We start from the raw sequence: 16214 nt of genomic DNA on the forward strand, positions 1-16214 counted from the left end.
GTTACCCAACTGGCCCTCGATCGACGCCAACGACGACAACTTGAACAGATTCCGCACACCCGTCGCGTTCTCCGCGACCATCGTCATGTGCGTGTACGCACCACTACCCGACACATCGTCCGACTTCTGCCCCGGATCACCCCACTTGACCCGCTTCGACGAGAACCGCGACTCCGGCGCCACATACGCCTCGATCCCGATGATCGGCTTGATCCCGTGCTTCGTCGCGACGTTGTAGAACTCGCTCGCCCCGTACATGTTGCCGTGATCGGTCATCCCGACCGCCGACATCCCCAACCGCTCCGCCTCCGCGAACAACGGCCCCACCTTCGCCGCACCATCGAGCATCGAATACTCGGTGTGATTGTGAAGATGCACGAACGATGCCGGTGTCATCACCATCACCCACCTCTGAAGTCGCCATCGGTTGTCCCATCGAGCTCCGGTCCGGTACGTATACGAGCAGCTGAAGTGGCCTCCAGTCGAACAAACGACACGGCGGCCACGACAACCAACAGATGTCGGTGGAGGTAGTCGTAGTGGATCTCGATCTGTCTGCGGTACGTGCGATGGTCGCCGTCAGCGACGAGGGGCAATTCGGGCTGGCGGCCGAAGCACTCGGAGTCAGCCAGCAGGCCGTCTCCAAGCGGATCTCGAAGCTGGAAAGCCAGCTCGGTTCTCGGCTCTTCGAGAGAGGGGTGGGCGCAAGCGTCGTCACTCCACACGGCGCACGGTTCTTGCCTCACGCACGCTCGCTGCTCGCGACTGCGGACGCCGCCGTCGACGCGGTGCGCGATTCTCGAACACTCCGGGTTGCGGTCCACGGTAACCAGATCGCCGATGCGAATCTGATGCGGTTCTACGTGGACAAGCACCCGGACGCCGAGGTCGAGCTCGTCATGATGGGTCCCACGAGAACGTCGAGGAATGCAGTGATCGAGGGGCGGATCGAGGTCGCGTTCGCACGTGCGAGTTGGCCCGCCCATCCGCTACCTACCGATGTCGTCGCCGTACCCGCATACCTCGACGCATTGCATCTCCTGGTGGGGGAAGGCAATCCTCTGGCGCGCCGCGATCACGTCGGTATGCACGAGCTCGCCGGTCTCACGGCATGGGTTCCGGGAGCGGGATTCGACTCCGAGGTGGCCGACTTCTACGAGCGGCTCAGCGCTGATTGGGGGATCACCATCACGATCGAACGTCCCCCCGGCGGAATCGGTTTCGCAAGCATCGTCGATCGCATCGCCGCCTCGACTTCGCTGGTTACGTTCGGAGGCGAGGGGACCACGACGCCGTGGCACCCGCGGCTTCGCCGTGTTCCCGTCGTCGATCCGACTCCCGCCTATCCGATGGCGCTGCTGTGGCGAGAGTCGATCGGCGATCATGGCCAGCTCGACCGTCTCGTCGACTTCGTCACCGCCGGCTACGAGCAGCGCCCCGCCGCCTCGATGTGGATACCGGAACCGGATCGAATCCTGTTCCACGAGTAGCCACGACACTCTCGCTCGGCAACGGTGGACTGCGGACGATCGCCGTGGTTCCAGCCGCCGCGTCTGGACGTCCGACCGCACTCACCCCACGGTGTTGCGTTCGGCGAGCACGGCACGGACGGGGTCGTCCGGGCCGATGTCGTAGGTGCACTCGAGCGGCCGCGGATCGGGGACGAAGGCCCACAGCAGTGCGCCGGCCGCGCCCGCCGCACGCTGGCCGTCGATCTTGGCGGCGATGTCGGCAGCACGTTGCTCGGCCGTGCCGCACGGCCCGCCCGCGTATTGGCCGATCTCCGCCACCAGCAACGGCTTTCCCACTGCACGCGCCTGCTCGAGCCGGACGGCGAGGCCGTCGAACTCGTTGCCGGGCAGCGGGATTCCGTCGGCGCCGTAGTCGTGGTACTGCAGGACGTCGAGATACGGAGACTCGGCGAGGCGACGGAACTCGGGCCCGGCCGTCCCGCACTGCCCGCCGCCGATCGTGCCGAGCGACAACGGATGCACCGGATCGATCCCGCGCGCGAGGGCGCCGACGTCGTCGGCGAAGCGGCGCAACACCGTCGCCGCATCACGGGGACACGTGCCGCCGAGTCCGCCGACGAGGGGCTCGGGTTCGCCCAGTAGATCCCACATCGCGAGGGCGGGCGAGTCCTTCCACCGCGTGAGCGCGGTCTCGAGCCACGCTGCGTAACTCGGCATCTCGGTGACGACGGTCTCTCCGGCGGGAGGGGGTGACGGCCGCCGCCAGCCGTCGGCGTACCACGAGTACTCCTTGAACACCTCGTCCTCGCACGCGCCGTCGAACGAGGACAGGACCGGCATGACGAACTGGCCGTGCCGTTCGGCCGCCGCGAACACCGCGTCGATCGGCCGGAAGTCGCGCGCGCCCGTGACGCGGTCGGTCGCGAGCGTCGCGAAGGCGTTGAATCGCGTGAGCGAGTTCGGCGGGAGGGATGCGAAGAAGGCGTCGAGATCGACCTCGGCCCCGCAACCCGAGTTGATCGACCAGTCGGTCGCGAGCTGATAGGCGTCGAGTCCGGCGGGCCACCAGCGCCGTCCGTCGAGCGTCAGCGACTCGCCGTCCGTCGCGACGCGCGGGTGTGCGCTCGCCGGTGTCACGTTGGCAACCAGCGTCAGAACTGCGGCCGTCGCCACCATCCAGGACAGCTTCCGTCGTGATCGCATGGCACGAGCGTGCCAGTATTGCGCGCGGCGGCGCAGCACTTCCTCGATTCCCGCTCCGTTCCGATTGTCCGAAAACGGTACTCGGACAATTCAGATGTAACGAAACTCATTCCAGCACAATAGGTTCGGTTTTCGGTAGCGTTACGACATGCGATCCTCATCGCATCCGGGCTTCGCCGAGTGAAATCCACTGAGCGCCATGCTTTACTCGTCCCACGGCATCCGGCCGGAGCAGTCGGACGCTGGGCCGCAGCGACATCCGCTCGGCCACCGCGGTGCCCCGGCCGTTCCCCCTCATCGGGCCGGGGCACCGCTCCTTCGTGTCGAGCACATCCACCTCGACGAACCACCTCGGCGAATCACCCGAGCATCATCCCCGCTCGGGCGACCCCGCAGTGTCCCAGGAGAACGAACGCATGAAGATCCCGCGCCGCGTCGGCTCGTACGCACTCGTGGCCGTCGCGCTGACGCTCGTGGTGGGTGCCGCGTCCGGACGGCTGTTCGCGAGCATCGACGCCCACGGCGACGCGCCGGCCGAGCCGTACCCGCTCGTGGCGTGCGCGACCCGGTTCACGCTGGCAGAGGAGTTGTTGTGCGTCCCGGGCGTGGGCGAGGCGGCCGTTTTCGCGCCCGCGGTGCCCGCCGACGCCGTGGTCGACCCCGGCCCACCCGTCGCCGTCACCTACCGGATCGGCGAGACGTGGCTGTCGTCCCATCTGGTGACGTACACGACGCCCGCGAGCGGTCTCGTTCCCGCGGCACGACACACTCACGTCCTCACGACGAATCTCGCTACGGGACACCGACTGTCGGATGTTCCCGTATCGCCCGAAGCCACCGCCCTCGTGCCCGCACCCGACGTCGGGCTCGTGCTCGCCGGAGCGACGCCGGAGCACACCGCTCTCGGCGACGGCGGCGCGCCGGACACCGTCGCGATCGATCCGCTCACGTCCGACGTCCGCTGGGTCGCGGCGGGAACGTCTCTTCCGGCGACGGGCACGGCCGCATTCGCCGCACCGACGGGGACGACGGGCGTCGCGCTCACCGCTCCGCCGGAGAGCGGCGGCAAGGGATGCACCGTGCGCGCCCTCGACCTGGCGACCGGCACCGAACTCTGGCGCACCTCGCTCGCGGCCCTCGCCACTCCCGGGGAGTGCGACGTGCTGCTGCATGCGGCGCCGGGATCGCCGCTCGTCGGTGTGACGGAACCCGGCGACCGGCCGAGCGCCTTCCTCACCCTCGATGCCGAGACGGGCGACCGGCTCGACGGGTCGCTCGCGTCGAGCCCCGTGCTGGCCGTGCGCAGCGATTCGTCGAGCGACGAGACGCTCGTGACGGTCCGCTCGGGACGCGACGATCGCCGGCACGTCGTCGTGCGCCCCGATCTGTCGGTGGTATTCGACCTCGATCAGGCGCAGCTGGACGCCGTGGGCGCCCGCGTCGAGGCGTTCGAGGGGTCCCGCATCTACGCGAGCGGTCCCACCGGGTACTTCTCGCTCGATCCGCATTCGCCGGCGCTCACGAGCGAACCCGCGATCGGATACCCGGTGCGCTCCGTCAACGGGTGGACGCTGTGGAACGGTGAGACCGCCCGCTACGTCCGCGAGTAGTCAGGACGGCACCGCCTCGCCGCCGAACGCCCGCTCGAGCGCGGCCTGATCGAGCCGCTTCATCGTCATCATGGCCGCGGTCATCCGGTTCACGGCGTCGCGGTCGGGCATCCGCATGAGCTCGTAGAGGCGTTCGGGCACGACCTGCCACGACACTCCCCAGCGATCCTTCAGCCAGCCGCACTGGGATTCGACGCCGCCGCCGGCGAGGAACGCGTCCCAGTAGCGGTCGACCTCGGCCTGGCCGTCGCACAGGATCTCGAAGGACACCGCCTCCGAGAACGTGAACGCCGGTCCGCCGTTGAGGCCGATGAAGGGACTCCCACGCAGCTCGAACGACACCGTCATCACCTCCCCCTCGGCGCCGCCGGGAGTGCCCGAGGGGTAGCGGTCGACGTGGGTGATCCACGAGTCGTCGAACAGGTCGGTGTAGAAGGTGGCCGCGGCCTCGGCGTCGCCGTCGAACCACAGGCACGGGGTGATCGGTTTCATGATGGGCCTCCCTCTCGGAATGTGTCCGGTCGAGGTGTCGACCGTCCGGGCGCGCGGAAGTCACCGCTCACCACCGAGTTCGGCGGGTTTCGCCGACGCCGCCCGATTTGCGGTACTTCGTGTTCTGATGAACGGCATACCCCGCGGGATGTTCCCGCATGCGCAGAGGCGACAACCGGAGGCGCACCACATGACCTTGGCACCCGACCGACCCGACGGCGTGCACGACGAACCACCCGGCGGCTCGGCACCGGACGCTCCGGTCTCCGTCACCGCACGCGCGGTCGCGATCCTCGCGGCGGCCCGCCGCGAATCCGCCGATCAGGCGTTCGACGCTCTGCTCGATCTCTCGATCCGCCACCAGGTGGACCTCCAGCGGATCGGCGCCGCACTGTGCGCGCTCGTCGAGGGGCGTGGAGCGGGGACGTCGCGCGCGGATCGCGTCGTCGCCGGGCTGTGGGGCTCGGTCGTCCGGAGGTCGCGGTAGATTTCTCGCGGCGAGCAATCGACGTGCAGAAAGGCCAGCAGTGCCCTCATCAGGACCTCGAGCGGCCCGGCACCGGCATGTCGCGGCGCGGATTCGGCAGCGCATCATGGACGGCACGTACGGGGTCGGCACGTCGCTGCCCAGCGAGAGCGCGCTGTGCACGGAGTTCGACGTCTCGCGCGGGCCCGTCCGGCAGGCGCTCGCCACGTTGCGTACCGAAGGTCTGATCGTGCTGTCGCAAGGGCGCCCCGCGACCGTCCGCAGCCGTGACGTCGCGCAGACGCTCGACACCTTCACGCCGTTCTCGCAGTGGGCGCAGCGCACGGGGCGCACGCCGGGCAGTCGCACGATCGAGATCGCGCGCCGCCGCGCGTCCGGTGCCGCCGCCGACGCGCTCGGCCTCTCACCCGACGACCACGTCGTCCAGATCCTGCGCGTGCGCTTTCTCGACGACGAGCCGACGATGATCGAGCGCAGCACCTACATCGACGAGGTCGGATCGCTGCTGTTCGGTTTCGACACCGACTCCGGGTCGATGACGGACTACCTGACGTCGCGGGGAGTGAAGTTCGACGCGATGGAACACGTGCTCGACGCCGTCGCCGCGGACGCCACCGACGCCGACGCCCTCGCGATCGCGCAGGGCGCACCGCTGCTGCGCGAGCGCCGGACGTCGCGCACCGACGCGGGCGAGCCGTTCGAGTACGCGGACGATCGGTATCGTCCCGATCTCGTGACGTTCTCGATCGTCAACTCCCGCACGGCGGAGCCGCGAACCCTAGCGTGAGCCGTCCTCAGCGCGGCGCCGCCGGTGTGGGTGAGCCGGGCCCGGCGCCGAGCGGACGCTGCATCCATTCGACGTCGCGCCACTCGCCGTGCTTGAACCCGATGCGGCGGAACGTCCCGACGGGCTCGAACCCGAGCGCGGTGTGCAGCCCGATGCTCGGCTCGTTGGGGACGGTGATCACGGCGACGGCGACGAGGAAGCCGCGCTCCTCGAGCCGAGCGAAGAGCGCCTCGTACAGCGCGCGGCCCGCACCCGTCCGCCGCAGTCCGCGTTCGAGATAGACGCTGACCTCGCACGACCAGCGGTACGCGACCCGCTCCTTGAACGGACCGGCGTACGCGTAGCCGACGATCTTGCCCCCGCCGTCCGTCCCGCCGTCGTCCTCCGCGACGAGCCATGCGTGCCGATGCTGTGCCCGGGTGATCCGCTCGCCCATCTCCGCGTCGGTGGGCGGGACGTCCTCGAAGGTGATCGCGGTGTCGACGACGTACGGGCGGTACACGTCCGCGCACGCGGCGGCGTCCGTTGCGCGGGCGTCTCGGATGCGGATCATCCGGCACATTCTGCCGCAGCGCGTTCAGCTGCGGGGCATCCGGTTCCAGTGCGGTGCGAGCAGCAGCATCGCGACGAACGCGGCGACGGCGAACCCGTAGAACAGCGTCGTCGTACCGAGATAGCCGGGCAGCAGCCCGCCGAGGATCGCGCCGACCGAGCCGCAGCCGTTGACGATGCCCGTCGCGGTCCCGGCGCGCTCGGAGGTGCCGAAGTCGACGGCGGCGACGCACGAGATCATCGCGTCGGCGCCGTAGATCGAGAGACCGATGACGGCAAGAACGCCCACCATGATCCACACGTTGCCGGTCGCGGTGAGCGGCGTGAACAGCGCGAGGACGACGACGAGCACCCCGAGCGAGAGGACCGACGCCGGGACCCGCCGAGCATGGAAGACGCGGTCGGAGACGCGGCCGAGCAGGATGGGTGCGATCACTCCCGCGATGCCGAAGGCGATGGGCACGACGACGGCCTGCAGGTGGTTGCCGTTGGCGAGCTTCTCGGCGACGATCACGGGTCCCCAGAGCAGGATCGCGTATCGCGCGGGCTTGAGCAGGAAGTACGCGAGGCCCAGCGTGACGATCATGCGGTCGCGCAGCACTGCGCGCACCGACTCGAGCGGCGTCGCGCGCGGGGCAGCGTCGGGTTCCGCCGCGTCGGGTTCGGCCGCGTCGGGTTCGGCCGCGCCGGGTTCGGTGATCGGCGGCAGTCCGACGTCGGTGGGGCGGTTGCGCTGGAAGACGAGGAAGGCGACGAAGACGACTCCGACGACGACCGCACCGGCGAAGAACGCGACGCGCCAGCTGTCGAAGACGCTGTAGGCGATCCAGCCGAGAATCGGGGCAGCCGCGAGTCCGCCGAACGCGTAGTTGGTGCTCCAGAGCCCGAGAATGCGACCTCGTTCTCGAATCGTGAAGAACTGCGCCATGTTTCCGAGCAGTCCCGACCATCCGGTCGACTGCGCGAGCCCCTGCACGATCATGAGCGGGACGAGGAACACGAGGGCCGGCAACAGTCCCATGAAGACCGTCGCGACGGCCGAGATGGCGAGTCCGCCCGCCACCACGACCCGGGGGCCGTAGCGGTCGGAGAGCGACCCCCACGTGAACTGGCCGAGGGCATAGGCGGCGAGGTAGATCGCGTCGAGATTCGCGAGATCGGTTCGCGTGAGCGCGGTGTCGACGAGCGGATCCTCGAGGATCCCGAGCTTGGCGACGGAGAACGCCTGCCGCGTGAAGTAGAACCCGGCGTACGCGATCCACGTGATCGCGAAGATCCGGATGCGCCAGTGCGCCATCGTCGCGGCCGGCGCGGGCGAGCCCGGAGTTCGATGCGGTCCGAGCAGAGACGAGCCGAGGGTGGGGAGTGCCATGGAGGGCCTCGTATCCGGTAGGCCGCTCGGGGAGAGCGGGTTTCGGGCACGACCGACCGCCCGCCGTCCCGAGGGGTGCTCGGGACGGCGGTTCGGGCGAGTGTCGTGGAAAGGAAGGTCAGCGCACGGCCTCGTCGTCGAGCGCTGTGATCAGAGCGGGGATCTCGGCGACGCTGCCGAGCACGTGCGTCGCTCCCGCGGCGACGAAGCGATCGCGATCGTGTGCGCCCGTGAGCACGCCGACGCTCGCGCGGGCTCCCGCCCGGACGCCACTGACGATGTCCGACGCACTGTCACCGACGACGATCATCGAGGAGACGGACTCGGTCTCGGTGCGCAGCAGGGCCGTGAGCGGCATGTCGGGATGCGGACGTCCGCGCACGCCGTCGCCGGGGCACAGCGCGACGTCGGCGATCTCCCGCCAGCCGAGCGCGTCGAGAATCGCGTTCTGGGTGTCGCGCGCGAAACCCGTCGTCAGCGCGATCTTCACGTGCCGCGCGCGGAGCTCGGCGAAGGTGTCGAGCGCACCGGGCATCGCGGAGACCTCGCCGCCGGCGACCATCGCGGCGTACGCGGCCTCGAACGCCGCGTTCGCCGCCTGTGCCGTGGCCTCGTCGCCGTGCGCGAGGTGCCGGAAGACGGTGATCTTCGACTGGCCCATCGTGACGTCGACGTAGTCGAGCATCTCGGCGCGCTCGGCGTCGGTCGCGGCGAGGCCCGCATGCTCGTCGGCCGCGACGAACGCCCTGCGGACGAGGCCGCCGTCCTCGACGGTCGTCCCGGCCATGTCGAAGACGACCAGGGAGATCCGCGACGGCTCCGCGGTCGACGACTGTGCTGTCGCCGACGACTGTGCTGCTGTGGGGGATTCGGCTGTGACGGGGGACATGGCTGTGCCTCTCATGCGGTGACGGACTCGGTGATGCGCGCGATCGTCGACTCGCCGAGGCCCATCGACGTGGTCATGCCGATACCCGTGGTGACGGTGACGATGTGGACGCGGTCGATCGGCTCGGTGAGCAGGAATTCGTCGCCCGAACCGGAGGTGTACATCCCCTGCCAGCGTTCGAGCACCTCGACGTCGTCCACGCCGAACAGCGTTCGCGTCTCGGTGAGCAGTGCCTCGAATCCGGCCTCGGGCTGGAAGGGGATCGCGGAGACGGCGCGGTCGTGGGTGTCGCCGATGAGGACGGTGCCGTCGGGCTGCGGCGTGTACATCTGATGCAGGTCCATTGCGACGTAGTCGGGCGTCTCGCGCCGCAGCCGCTCGGCGAGTGCCGGTGTGCTGGGCAGGTTCTCGAAGCCCGAGTACCGCACGAGCGACCACGCGGTGAACAGCGGCCCCGGCAGCGGCTGCGCCAGCGGGATGCGCGCCTTGACCATGTGGAGCCGGCAGCGCAGCAGATCGTCGGCGGGCTCGGGGAAGAGCCGGTCGACGTCGCAACCCACGGCGACGACGACGTGCTCGGCGGCGAGGGTGCCGCGCGAGGTGCGTACGACGCCCGGCTCGAATCCCAGTGCGGCGGTACGCCAGTGGAAGTCGACGCCCTCGCTCTCGAGCCAGCGCGCGATGCCGGGCGCGGCCGCGCGCGGTTCGACCTGGAGGTCGTTCGGCAGATACATGCCGCCGATCGCGTCCGGCACCGGGACGGCGCTGCGGAACTCGTCGGCGCCGAGCAGACGCACCTCGTCGTCGCCACGTTCTGCGGCGAACTCGGCCATCACGGCGAGTTCGTCGTCGCGGCGGGCGACGCACCAGGTGCCGGGCTGCGCGGCCCAGAAACCGGCGGCGCGAGCGAGGTCGAGCCAGTGACGTCGGCCCGCGAGGGCGTACTCGCGGGCCGCACCGGACTGCGCGGTGATGCACGCGTGCCCGAAGTTCTGGACCGACGCGCCGACGACGCCGTCGTTCTGCTCGACGACCGCGACCCGCAGGCCACGGCGGTGAGCGTGATACGCGTGGGCCAGACCGATGATGCCCGCACCGACGACCACGATGTCGTAGTGCGGGGTGGAGGTGTGTGCTGCCATGCGACGAGCATGACCGGACATCCTCAACTTATCAATACAAGTTCGATCTGTTTACGTCCCGTATATATATGTGGCGGTGTCGTTCACCTTCCCGCAACCCGGGGCCCAGCCTCCATGTCACAACGCCCGCCCCTCAGAACCCCCGCCCGGGATTGAGGATGCCGCGCGGATCGAACACCCGCTTGATACCGGCCATGAGCTCCCGTTCGGTCTCGCCGACCTGACGGCAAAGGTACGGACGCTTGAGGACGCCGACCCCGTGCTCGCCCGTGATGGTGCCACCGAGCGCGAGACACGCGTCGACCATCGCGTCGAACGCGGCGCGCGCCCGCGCGGTCTGCTCGTCGTCGGCGGCATCGAACACGACCGTGGGGTGCAGGTTGCCGTCGGCGGCGTGGCCGAAGCATCCGATCGTCACCCCCGTGCGCAGTGCGATCGCCTCGATCTCGCGGAGCATCGCGGGGAGCGCCGGGACGGGCACGGCGAGGTCGTCGAGCAGCGTCGAGCCGAGGCGCTCGAGCGCGGGCAGCGCGGCATAACGGGCCGCCATGAACTGCTCACCCTCCTCCGGATCGTCCGTCGCGTACACCTCACGGGCGCTCGCGCACGCCGCGACGACGTCGGCCGCCTCGCCGGACGCGTCGCGACCGTCGCACTGGACGAGGAGCAGGCCCGCGGCCTCGGTGTCGAGCCCCATCCGCGTCATCTCCTCGACGGCGCGCACCGTCGTGCGATCGAGGAACTCGACGGCACGGGGCGTCGTGCGGGCAACGATCGTGCCGACCGCGTCGATCGCCTCGGCCGTCGTACCGAACGCGGCGACGACCGTCGACGCCGTGCCCGGTGCACTGCGTAGTCGCATCGTGGCGCCCACGACGACGGCCAGCGTGCCCTCCGAGCCGACGAGCAGCTGCGCGAGATTCAGGCCCGCGACGTTCTTGCGCGTCTCGCTGCCGACGTGGATGCGTCGGCCGTCGGCGAGGACGGCGTCGATCGTCGCGACGTGATCGAGGGTGACGCCGTACTTGGCGCAGCACATGCCGCCCGCGTTGGTCGCGAGGTTGCCGCCGATCGTCGAGATGGCCCGGCTACCCGGATCGGGGACGTACCACAGGCCGTGTTCCGCGGCGGCGGCCGCGAGGTCCGCGTTGATCACGCCCGGCTCGACCGTCGCCGTCCGCGCTGCCACGTCGATCGAGACGATGCGGTTCATCCGTTCGAGCGACAGCACGATCGCGCCGTCGAGCGCGTTCGCTCCGCCCGCGAGCCCCGTCCCCGCGCCGCGCGGCACGACCGGGATCGCGTGCTCGTACGCGAACTCGAGTGTCGCGACGACGTCGTCGACACTCGAGGCCCGCACCACCGCGGCGGGCGTGCCCGCCGCGGTGAGCATCGACTGGTCGTGGCGGTACGCGAGCATCGCGTCGGGATCGGCGACGACCGAGCCGGTGAGCCGCGGGGCGAGCGCGGCTGCCGGATTCGCCGGTGCGGACCTCGTCGTCGTCCCGGTCGTCGTGCCGGTGTCGGTCTCGGTCACGGCACCATCCAGCCGAGGACGTCGGTGGACTGCAGGTAGACGATCGCGGTGAGAAACACGAGCAGGCCGAGGCTCCAGCCGATGAGCTTGCGCAGCAACGTCCCCTCGGCTCCGGCGAGCCCGACGGCCGCCACGGCGACCGAGAGATTCTGCGGCGAGAGCATCTTGCCGAGCACACCCGCCGACGAGTTGGTCGCGGCCATGAGGACGGGGGCGAGGCCCGCCTGCTGGGCGGCCGTCACCTGGAGCACGCCGAACAGCGAGTTGGACGACGTGTCCGAGCCGGTGATCGCGACACCGAGCCAGCCGACGACGGGCGAGAGCAGCGCGAAGAAGCCGCCCGTCGACGCGAGCGCCATGCCCATCGACCCGGTCTGGCCCGAGATGTTCATGACGAACGCGAGGGCGAGGACGGCCATGACGGTGACGATCGTCCAGCGCAACTGAACGAGGGTGTCCTTGTAGGCGCGGACGATGCCCCCGATCCTGATCCGGTAGAGCGCGGCCGTCACGAGGCCCGAGAGCAGTAGCAGCGTTCCGGTGGCCTTGAGATGGTCGAGCGTGAAGTTCATCTGCGACAGGGGCTTTCCGCTCGTATCCACGGCGTCGAGGCCGGGCCATGCGAACTTGACGCTGCCGACGTCGACCAGCCACGCCTTGACGGCGGGGATCTGCGCGATCGAGAAGATCACGATGATGATCAGGTACGGCGCGAACGCCATGAACGCGCGTCGCCGGGTGCTCAGATGCGCGAAGCGAGGATCGTCGTCACCGGTCGTGGCATCGCTGGTGGTGTCGCCGCTTCTCGGATTACCCACGCCGACACCGGCTCCCGCACCCACCGGGCTGGTGAGCGGCGATGCGGGGGCGGTCTCGGCGCGGCCCGGCTGCCAGAACCGCAGCATGCCCAGCACGACGGCGACGGTCGCGATCGCCGCGACGACGTCGGTCAGCTCGACGGTGAGGTAGTTCGACGTCACGAACTGCGCGATACCGAACGAGACGCCCGCGACGATCGCGACCGGCCACGTCTGCCGCACACCGCGCTTGCCGTCGACGAGGAAGACCAGCAGCAGCGGGACGACGGCGGCGATGAACGGCGTCTGCCGTCCTGCCATCGAGGAGAGCTCGTGCAGCGGAAGCCCGGTGACCCCCGCGAGCGCGAGGACCGGGGCGCCCATCGCACCGAACGCGACCGGCGCCGTGTTCGCGAGCAGCGCGACGATCGCCGACTTCATCGGGCCCATACCTGCGGCCATCATCATCGCCGCCGTGATCGCCACGGGCGCACCGAAACCAGCGAGCGACTCGAGCAGCGCACCGAAACAGAACGCGATGAGGATCGCGAGGATGCGCATGTCGTCCGAGATCGAGCGGATCACCCGACCGAGTTCGTCGAACCAGCCGGTCGCGACGGTGAGCTTGTAGACGAACAGCGCGTTGATGAGGATCCAGAGGATCGGGAAGAACCCGTAGAACGCGCCTTCCGCGGCGGCGCTCGCGGTCTGGCCGATCGGCATTCCCCAGATCGCGACGGCCGAGACGGCCGACAGCGCGAGCCCGACGAGACCGGCTATGTGGGCGCGCACGCGAAAGACGCCGAGCAGCACGAACATGACGACGAGCGGTACGGCCGCCGCGAGCGCGGACCAGCCGAGCGACCCGGCGAGCGGGTCGAGAGTCTGCTGATACATGGGCTTCCCTGAGAGGTGGAGGGGCTGGAAGGGTGCTGGGGTGATGCGGTTACCGGACGAGCACGACGTCGAGGGTTCTCGGGCCGTGGACTCCCTCGACGCGATCGAGCTCGATGTCGCTCGTCGCGCTGGGACCACTGACGAAGGTCAGCGGCCGGTCTGCGGTGAGGATCGCGAACGCCTGCGGAACGGTGTCGACGATCTGGTCGGCGCGCACGATGCACACGTGGTGGTCCGGGACCAGGGTGATGGCGCGTCGTCCCTGATCGGGGCCCGCGTCGAGCACGATCGTGCCGGTGCGCGCGATGCCGAGCCGGGCGCCGGTGACGACGCAGTCGATCTCGTCGAGCTCGAGGGCGGTCAGGGTGTGCGGGTCGCCGTCGATCACGAGGTCGGCGAGGTCGGCCCACCACGCGGGCGCCAGCCCGGCCGGGACGACGACGCGGGCACCGGGCCCGGCGAGCTCGGCCACCGTCGCCGCGACGGCATCGGCGTCGACGCGATGCACGCGGGCGCGGTAGTCCTCGACGGCCTCGGCGAAGCCGTCGACGTCGGGTGCACCGGTGAGCGGCGCGCGGTCGTAGTCGCGGGGCACGACGACGGTCTCGGCGCCGGTGTTCGCTGCGGCGATCCTGGCGAGCATCTCCTCGCGTGAGCTCACTTGCCGTCCTCCCTCGTGCGCGACCACCATTCGCGGAAGGTCTCCTTCGGTGGCACGGGGAGATCGCGGCTGCGGGTCCACGCCGACGCCGGGTAGGGCAGCGCGGTGATCCGGCCCGAACGACCGCCGAGCACTCGGCCGGTGCGCGAGAGCTTCTCCGCCGCCGCGAATCTCGTGGGCGAGTCCATGACCCAACGGGCCGCCTTCATCGCAGCGGCCGTTCCGCGACCGGCGGCGCCGGTCTCCGCGGCACGTGCTCGCAGGTGCACGAGCATCGACGGAATGTCGATGCGGACCGGGCACGCGTCGAAGCACGCGCCGCACAGCGACGACGCGTACGGCAGCGACGAGTTGGGGTCGTCGTGGTCGGTGGTGGCCGTGAGCTGCGGGCTCAGCACAGCACCGATCGGGCCGGGATACACCGAGCCGTACGCGTGACCGCCGGTGCGTTCGTAGACCGGGCACACGTTGAGGCACGCGCTGCACCGGATGCAGTGCAGCGCACTGCGTCCCGACTCGTCGGCGAGGACGTTGGTCCGCCCGTTGTCGAGCAGCACCAGATGGAACTCCTGCGGTCCGTCGCCGTCGTGCACACCCGTCCACATCGACGTGTACGGGTTCATCCGTTCGGCCGTCGACGAGCGGGGCAGGAGCTGCATGAAGACGTCGAGATCGGTGAAGGTCGGCACGACCTTCTCGATTCCCATGACGGTGATGAGCGTCTGCGGCAGGGTCAGACACATCCGGCCGTTGCCCTCGGACTCGACGACGGCGAGCGTGCCGGTGTCGGCCACGCCGAAGTTCGCTCCGCTGATCGCGACCCGCGCCGAGAGGAACTTGCGGCGTAGGTGAGCGCGCGCTGCCATCGCGAGAACCCGTGGCTCGTCGGTCAGTTCGACGTCCGGGTCCGGCATGGCGGTGCGGAAGATCTCGCGGATCTCGGAACGGTTCCGGTGGATCGCGGGAACGAGGATATGGCTCGGCTTGTCGTTGCCGAGCTGCACGATGAGCTCCGCGAGATCGGTCTCGATCGCCGCGATGCCGCGCTCCTCGAGGTACTCGTTGAGCCCGATCTCCTGCGTCGCCATCGACTTGACCTTGACGACCTCGTCGGCGCCCGTCTCCCGCACGAGCCGCTCGACGATGGCGTTGGCCTCGTCCGCGTCACGGGCCCAGTGCACGACGCCGCCGCGTGCGGTCACGTTCGCTTCCAGCTGCGTGAGCAACTCGGGGAGCCGCGCCATGACGTCTTCCTTGATCGCGCTGCCCGCGAGCCGCAGCTCCTCCCAGTCCGGGCACTCCGCGACGGCGCGCAGCCGCTTCCCCCGGATCGTGCGCGTCGCGTGGCCGACGTTGGCACGCAACTGCGTGTTCGCGAGGGCGCGTTCGGCGGCGACCGGGAACTGCTCACTGCCCCGGAGGTTTCCGCGGCCGGGAATCGCGGGTATCGGGGTTCCGAGGAAGGTCGTCATGCCGCCACCGCCTCGGTGCTCGCGAGAATCTCGGCGAGGTGGACGGTGCCGACGCCCGTACGCAGCCGGCTGAGCCCACCGCCGATGTGCATGAGGCACGACGAATCACCGGCCGTGCACATCTGAGCGCGCGTCGACATGACGTTGCGCGCCTTGTCCGCGAGCATCGCCGTCGAGACCTGGGAGTTCTTGAGCGCGAACGTGCCACCGAAGCCGCAGCACGAATCCGCGTCGGGCAGTTCGACGAGAGTCATGGCGCGCACCTCGCGCAGCAGCTGCAGCGGCTTGTCGCCCACCCGCAGCATGCGCAGCGAGTGGCACGTCGGGTGATAGGTGACGCGGTGCGGGTAGTAGGCGCCGACGTCGGTGACACCGAGGACGTCGACGAGCAGTTCGGAGAGTTCGTACGTCCGCGAGGCGACGTCCTCGGCGCGGCCGGCGAGATCGTCGTCCCCGACGTGGCGGGCGACCATCGCGTGCTGATGCCGTACCGATCCGACACACGAGCCCGACGGCGCGACGGCGACGTCCCACGACGTCTCCTCGAACGCCTGCACGTGGCGCCGGACGAGGGGCGCGGCGTCGTCGAGAAAGCCGGTGTTGATGTGCATCTGGCCGCAGCACGTCTGGCCCGCGGGGAAGACGACGTCGTGTCCGAGTCGTTCCAGGAGCCGGACCGTCGCCTTGGCGGCCTCGGGGAACAGACCGTCGGCGAGACACGTCGCGAAGAGAGCGATCTTCACGCCGTCGCCCCCGGACGTCGGTGTCCCTGCGGGTGGTTCATCGTGCCTCCGTCGCCGGATGTGTGGTCCGCGTGTGGTCGGACCACTGTGGTCGGACCACA

General features: G+C 69.8%; 16 protein-coding genes. 4 read left to right on the forward strand and 12 right to left on the reverse strand.

Going from position 1 to position 16214, the window contains the following annotated elements:
* On the reverse strand, positions 1-402 hold a 402-nt coding region (locus RR1_RS18045), incomplete at its 3' end, for a PHP domain-containing protein (protein WP_040775372.1).
* A gap of 137 nt (positions 403-539) precedes the next feature.
* Between RR1_RS18045 and RR1_RS18050 the strand changes: the two genes are divergently transcribed.
* Positions 540-1490, forward strand: a complete 951-nt coding sequence (locus RR1_RS18050) for a LysR family transcriptional regulator (protein ID WP_238559090.1) — start codon at positions 540-542, stop codon at positions 1488-1490.
* 81 nt (positions 1491-1571) lie between these two features.
* Here RR1_RS18050 and RR1_RS18055 read toward each other — a convergent pair whose 3' ends face one another.
* Entirely contained in the window at positions 1572-2675 is a 1104-nt protein-coding gene (locus RR1_RS18055; protein ID WP_010840174.1) for a putative lipoprotein, read from the reverse strand.
* Positions 2676-2995: 320 nt separating this feature from the next.
* On the opposite strand from RR1_RS18055, the gene RR1_RS18060 reads away from it, so the two are divergent.
* Positions 2996-4285, forward strand: a complete 1290-nt coding sequence (locus tag RR1_RS18060) for a hypothetical protein (protein WP_010840173.1) — start codon at positions 2996-2998, stop codon at positions 4283-4285.
* On the opposite strand, the gene RR1_RS18065 is transcribed toward RR1_RS18060, so the two are convergent.
* Positions 4286-4777 carry a VOC family protein gene (locus tag RR1_RS18065; protein WP_010840172.1) on the reverse strand — a complete coding sequence of 164 codons (492 nt, stop codon included), beginning with the start codon at positions 4775-4777 and terminating at the stop codon, positions 4286-4288.
* Between the two features lie 190 nt (positions 4778-4967).
* Between RR1_RS18065 and RR1_RS18070 the strand changes: the two genes are divergently transcribed.
* Positions 4968-5264 carry a hypothetical protein gene (locus RR1_RS18070; RefSeq protein ID WP_040775370.1) on the forward strand — a complete coding sequence of 99 codons (297 nt, stop codon included), beginning with the start codon at positions 4968-4970 and terminating at the stop codon, positions 5262-5264.
* Positions 5265-5304: 40 nt separating this feature from the next.
* Positions 5305-6051, forward strand: coding sequence for a GntR family transcriptional regulator (locus tag RR1_RS18075; RefSeq protein WP_040775368.1), 747 nt, complete (start codon positions 5305-5307; stop codon positions 6049-6051).
* A gap of 7 nt (positions 6052-6058) precedes the next feature.
* On the opposite strand, the gene RR1_RS18080 is transcribed toward RR1_RS18075, so the two are convergent.
* The 9 genes from RR1_RS18080 to RR1_RS18120 form a co-directional block, all read right to left on the reverse strand.
* On the reverse strand, positions 6059-6601 hold the full coding sequence (locus tag RR1_RS18080; protein WP_197736993.1) for a GNAT family N-acetyltransferase: 543 nt from the start codon (positions 6599-6601) through the stop codon (positions 6059-6061).
* A gap of 27 nt (positions 6602-6628) precedes the next feature.
* Positions 6629-7975 carry an MFS transporter gene (locus RR1_RS18085; RefSeq protein ID WP_010840168.1) on the reverse strand — a complete coding sequence of 449 codons (1347 nt, stop codon included), beginning with the start codon at positions 7973-7975 and terminating at the stop codon, positions 6629-6631.
* Positions 7976-8093: 118 nt separating this feature from the next.
* On the reverse strand, positions 8094-8864 hold the full coding sequence (locus tag RR1_RS18090) for a phosphonatase-like hydrolase (protein WP_010840167.1): 771 nt from the start codon (positions 8862-8864) through the stop codon (positions 8094-8096).
* An 11-nt stretch (positions 8865-8875) separates the two neighbouring features.
* Positions 8876-10006: a TIGR03364 family FAD-dependent oxidoreductase gene (locus tag RR1_RS18095; protein WP_040775366.1), complete on the reverse strand. Its 1131-nt coding sequence runs from the start codon at positions 10004-10006 to the stop codon at positions 8876-8878.
* A 133-nt stretch (positions 10007-10139) separates the two neighbouring features.
* On the reverse strand, positions 10140-11543 hold the full coding sequence (locus tag RR1_RS18100) for an FAD-binding oxidoreductase (RefSeq protein WP_010840165.1): 1404 nt from the start codon (positions 11541-11543) through the stop codon (positions 10140-10142).
* On the reverse strand, positions 11540-13237 hold the full coding sequence (locus RR1_RS18105; RefSeq protein WP_010840164.1) for an L-lactate permease: 1698 nt from the start codon (positions 13235-13237) through the stop codon (positions 11540-11542). The genes RR1_RS18100 and RR1_RS18105 overlap by 4 nt, the downstream gene beginning before the upstream one ends.
* A 49-nt stretch (positions 13238-13286) precedes the next feature.
* Positions 13287-13898, reverse strand: a complete 612-nt coding sequence (locus RR1_RS18110) for a LutC/YkgG family protein (RefSeq protein ID WP_238559089.1) — start codon at positions 13896-13898, stop codon at positions 13287-13289.
* Entirely contained in the window at positions 13895-15370 is a 1476-nt protein-coding gene (locus RR1_RS18115; protein ID WP_010840162.1) for a LutB/LldF family L-lactate oxidation iron-sulfur protein, read from the reverse strand. Before RR1_RS18115 ends, RR1_RS18110 begins: the two co-directional genes overlap by 4 nt.
* Positions 15367-16113: a (Fe-S)-binding protein gene (locus RR1_RS18120; RefSeq protein ID WP_010840161.1), complete on the reverse strand. Its 747-nt coding sequence runs from the start codon at positions 16111-16113 to the stop codon at positions 15367-15369. The genes RR1_RS18115 and RR1_RS18120 overlap by 4 nt, the downstream gene beginning before the upstream one ends.
* Positions 16114-16214 lie beyond the last annotated feature (101 nt).

Origin of the sequence: Rhodococcus rhodnii NBRC 100604 (assembly GCF_001894925.1) — a bacterium.
GTDB lineage: Bacteria > Actinomycetota > Actinomycetes > Mycobacteriales > Mycobacteriaceae > Rhodococcus_F > Rhodococcus_F rhodnii.